Annotated in this window: 5 protein-coding genes; 1 reads left to right on the top strand and 4 read right to left on the bottom strand. The window is 68.7% G+C overall.

What is annotated here, in order from left to right:
* Positions 1-642 (top strand): DUF429 domain-containing protein (locus FKP22_RS23515; protein ID WP_141290098.1); only part of this gene is annotated, 642 nt, incomplete at its 5' end.
* 27 nt (positions 643-669) lie between these two features.
* Here FKP22_RS23515 and FKP22_RS23510 read toward each other — a convergent pair.
* The 4 genes from FKP22_RS23510 to FKP22_RS23495 all read right to left on the bottom strand — a co-directional run.
* Complete coding sequence (locus FKP22_RS23510) at positions 670-1,380, bottom strand: hypothetical protein (RefSeq protein WP_141290097.1); 711 nt, start codon at positions 1,378-1,380, stop codon at positions 670-672.
* Between the two features lie 188 nt (positions 1,381-1,568).
* A complete protein-coding gene (rocF, locus tag FKP22_RS23505) occupies positions 1,569-2,483 on the bottom strand; it encodes an arginase (protein ID WP_211361544.1) in 915 nt (304 codons plus the stop codon).
* 130 nt (positions 2,484-2,613) lie between these two features.
* Positions 2,614-3,552 carry an LOG family protein gene (locus tag FKP22_RS23500; protein WP_141290095.1) on the bottom strand — a complete coding sequence of 313 codons (939 nt, stop codon included), beginning with the start codon at positions 3,550-3,552 and terminating at the stop codon, positions 2,614-2,616.
* Between the two features lie 75 nt (positions 3,553-3,627).
* The coding region (locus tag FKP22_RS23495) for a HesA/MoeB/ThiF family protein (RefSeq protein WP_211361543.1) at positions 3,628-3,913 on the bottom strand (286 nt) is incomplete at its 5' end.

The following is a 3,913-nucleotide window of genomic DNA, read 5'->3' as shown; positions in this document are numbered from 1 at the left end:
CCGTTTGGCCTGCCGCGCGAACTGGTGCTGCAACTGGGCTGGCCGGCGGAATGGGCCGCGCTGATGGACCACTACGCCGGCCTGACACGCGAGCAGATCCGAGCTCACTTCTCGGCCTTCTGCGACGCCCGCCCGGTCGGCGGCAAGTTCGCCCACCGCGCTTGCGACGGGCCGGCCGGCTCATCGCCCAGCATGAAGTGGGTCAACCCGCCTGTCGCCTTCATGCTGCATGCCGGCGTGCCGCTGCTGCGCGCGGCCGGCGCCTGGTTACCCGGGCTGATGCCGCAGCCACAGGCTGCGCAACGCATCGCGCTGGAGGCCTATCCCGGCCTGCTGGCGCGTGAACTGCTGGGCAACCGCTCGTACAAGGCTGACGACAAGGCTCGCCAGACGCCGGAGCGCCTGATCGCCCGCAAGGACCTGGTGGATGCCTTGGAGCAGGGCCGCACTCGGCTGGCACTGCGGATGCGGCTCAGCCACGCCCAGCGCGACGCACTGGTGGCTGACGCCAGCGGCGACAGGCTGGACGCGGTGCTGTGCCTGCTGCAGGCCGCATGGGCGCAGCAGCAAGCGGGGCTGGGCCTGCCAGCGGGCGTGGACCCGCTGGAAGGCTGGATCACCAGCGCCGTGCTGGCGGGTTGAGGGCCGCCGGCGAAGGCGCTGCGTCGGTCAGAGCGTCGACATCGAGACGGTGGTGTTCACGCCGTTTTGCGTGTACACCGCCGAGACCTTGGCCGCGGAGCCAATGGTGCCGGACGTGTTGATCTCGAAGCAGTCCTTCTCGGTCGAGCTGAAGCTGTTGCCGGCTGCCGTCGAGGTGTAGGTGTTGGTGACGCAGAAGTACGGCGTGCTGTCTGCCTTCTCGACCGACCAGGTGGCGGCACCGGTGCCGATCTGCGGCGAGCCCGCCGAGCAGCTGCTGTATTCGGTCCACGAGGCCAGCGGGCCGCTGTTGCCCATGGCCGCCGAGGTCGGCGGCAGGCCGACGTTGCTGGGCAGCGCGCAGCTGCCGTCCGAACTCACGGTGCCGACAAACGCGTTGCTGGCGTTCAGGTAGTGGGTGACGTAGTCGCTGGACGAGCCGCCATTGGCGGTCGCGGTGGTCGTCAGCCGGCGGATCTTCGCGGCCTCACCGGTGCCGGGGAAGGTCCCGTCGGCCAGCAGGCTCAGGTCCAGCGTGGACGACACCGAGGTGTTCTGCCCGGAGCCGCTGACCGTGCCCGACAGCGACCAGCTGTGGGCGCTGGCATACAGGTTGGCCCAGGCCGCATTGGTGGCGTAGACCGTGCTGGAGCCGGATTCGTCGGCATTGCCACCGCCGCAGCCGCCCAGGATGGCGGCGGCAAGCGCCACCACCGAAATACCGCAGAAACGTTTCATGGGCCCTCCCTGGCCAAAACGAAATTCGAAGGAGGGCGATGCTAGCCGAAGCGCATGAACATCCGTGGGCGTCAGGGCAAGCTGGGTGGCGTGCCGTGGCATCTCCAAGCGGCCGGCGCCGGGCCGTCCCAAGGCGGCCGCGCAACCCGCCCGGCGGGTGGTCTCGTGTACCCGCGGGACCGGGTGCCTCATTTCCGCATCAGGGTGCTCTTGCCGAACAGGCTTTCGATCAGGTCGACGGCGATCTCTGCGGTCTTGTTGCGCACGTCCAGCGCCGGGTTCAGCTCCATCACGTCCAGGCTGCCCATGCGGCCGGTGTCGGCGATCATTTCCATGCAGAGCTGGGCTTCGCGGTAGGTCGGGCCGCCGGGGATGGTGGTGCCGACGCCGGGGGCGAGGTCCGGGTCCAGGAAGTCCACGTCGAAGCTGACGTGCAGGTGGGTGTTGGCATCCATCGTCGCCAGCGCCAGCTCCATCGTGTGGCGCATGCCCATTTCGTCGATGTAGCGCATGTCGTAGACCTCCAGGCCCACCTCGTGCACGAACTTCTTCTCGCCCGCGTCCACGCTGCGGATGCCGATCTGGCGCAGCCACTTCGGGCTGATCGCCGGCACCTGGCCGCCGATGGAGGTCAGCTCGGTCGGGCCATAGCCGCACAGGCAGGCCACCGGCATGCCGTGGATGTTGCCGCTGGGGGTCAGGTCGCTGGTGTTGAAGTCGGCATGGGCGTCCAGCCACAGCACGCGCAGCTTCTTGCCGGCGTCGCGGCAATGGCGGGCCACCGCGCTGATGGAGCCGAGTCCCAGGCAATGGTCACCGCCCAGCAGGATGGGCATGCGGCCGCCGCTCAACTCGGTGTAGACGGCATCGTGCACCAGCTGGTTCCAGGTCACCACCTCGGCCAGGTGACGGTAGCCCTGGTCCGGTGGCAGCCAGGGGTTGGGCGGGCCGTTGAGGTTGCCGCGGTCCTGCACTTCAATGCCGTGGCCTTGCAGGATCGGGCCGATGTTGGCCACGCGCAAGGCCTCCGGGCCCATGCTGGCGCCGCGAGCGCCGGCGCCGATGTCGGTCGGCGCGCCGATGAGGGTGACTTTGTTCAGCATGCCCGCGATTGTGCGACGACACGGGCCGAGAACAATGCGTCATTGACCCGCCCGCGCCGAAGGATGCTCGGCAGGGCGGGGAGGCGTCCAGGTTGCCGCCGGGCCGCCCCAAGGCAACTTGACTCCGGTTCTAGATGTCCTCTTCGAACTCGCGTGCCTGTGCGTCGCCGGCGTGCAGGCCGTAATCCTGCGCCAGGATCTGCCAGGCCTCCTCGGCGGTCTCGACGAAGCGGAACAGGTCCACGTCGCCGGCGCTGATCATGCCGGTCTCGACCAGCCAGTCGAAGTTGATCAGCCGGGTCCAGAACTCGCGGCCGAACAGCAGGATGGGCCGGCGCCGGCACTTGCCGGTCTGCATCAAGGTCATGGCCTCGAACAGCTCGTCCAGCGTGCCGAAGCCGCCGGGGAAGCACACCAATGCGACCGAGCGCATCAGGAAGTGCATCTTGCGCAGTGCGAAGTAGTGGAACTGGAAGCACAGTTCCGGCGTGATGTACGGATTCGGTGCCTGCTCGTGCGGCAGCACGATGTTCAGCCCGATGCTCCTGCCGCCGCATTCGAACGCACCGCGGTTGCCGGCTTCCATGATGCCGGGCCCGCCGCCGGTAACGACATAGATCGGCGTGGCCAGCGTCTGCGAGCGGGAGGTGACCAGGTGGGCGAAGCGGCGCGCTTCCTCGTAGAAGCGGCTCATGCGCAGCTGCATCTCGGCGCGCGCAATCTGCGCGGCGTCGCCGCTCGCCTGGGCGTTGGACAGGTGTTCGCTGGCCAGTGCTTCGGCGGGAATGCGGGCGCTGCCGAAGATCACGATCGTGCTTTCGATGCCTTGCTCCTGCTGCACCAGCTCGGGCTTCAGCAGCTCCAGTTGCATGCGCACCGGGCGCAGCTCCGGGCGCAGCAGGAAGTCGGTGTCGGTGAAAGCCAGCCGGTAGCTGCTTTCGGGGCCGTCATAGCGCGGCGCGGCCGGCAGGAGCTGGGTGGCCTCCTGGGAGGCTTCCTGCTCCGCACTGGGAAAGTTGCGGGCCGTGAGCTTGGGTTTGGCGGTATCGGCTTGGGTGGTGGCGTCCATCGAGACAAGGCTAGATCGGAAGACGTGACCGGAACCCCGGAAAAAGCGGGGTTTCGATCGCCTGGGGAAGGGAGCTTAACCCGGCGCGGTGCCCGGGCTGCAGACCAGGCAACCGGCCTGGCGCGCGAGCCGGATCTCGCTCCAGGCCATGCGCCGCGCGTCCAGCATCTGCAGCCGGCCGGCGAGGCTGGTGCCAATGCCGGCCAGCAGCTTCAAGGCTTCCGCGGCCTGCACGCTGCCGATGATGCCGACCAGCGGCGCAAACACGCCCATGGTGGCGCAGCGGGCTTCGTCGGGCGCGCTCTCGGGCGGGAACAGGCAGGCGTAGCAGGGCGAGGCGGGCAGGCGCGGGTCGTAGACC

Source organism: Ideonella azotifigens (assembly GCF_006519715.1).
In the GTDB taxonomy this organism is placed as follows: Bacteria; Pseudomonadota; Gammaproteobacteria; order Burkholderiales; family Burkholderiaceae_C; genus Ideonella; species Ideonella azotifigens.
This window is presented reverse-complemented; position numbering and strand designations above follow the sequence as displayed.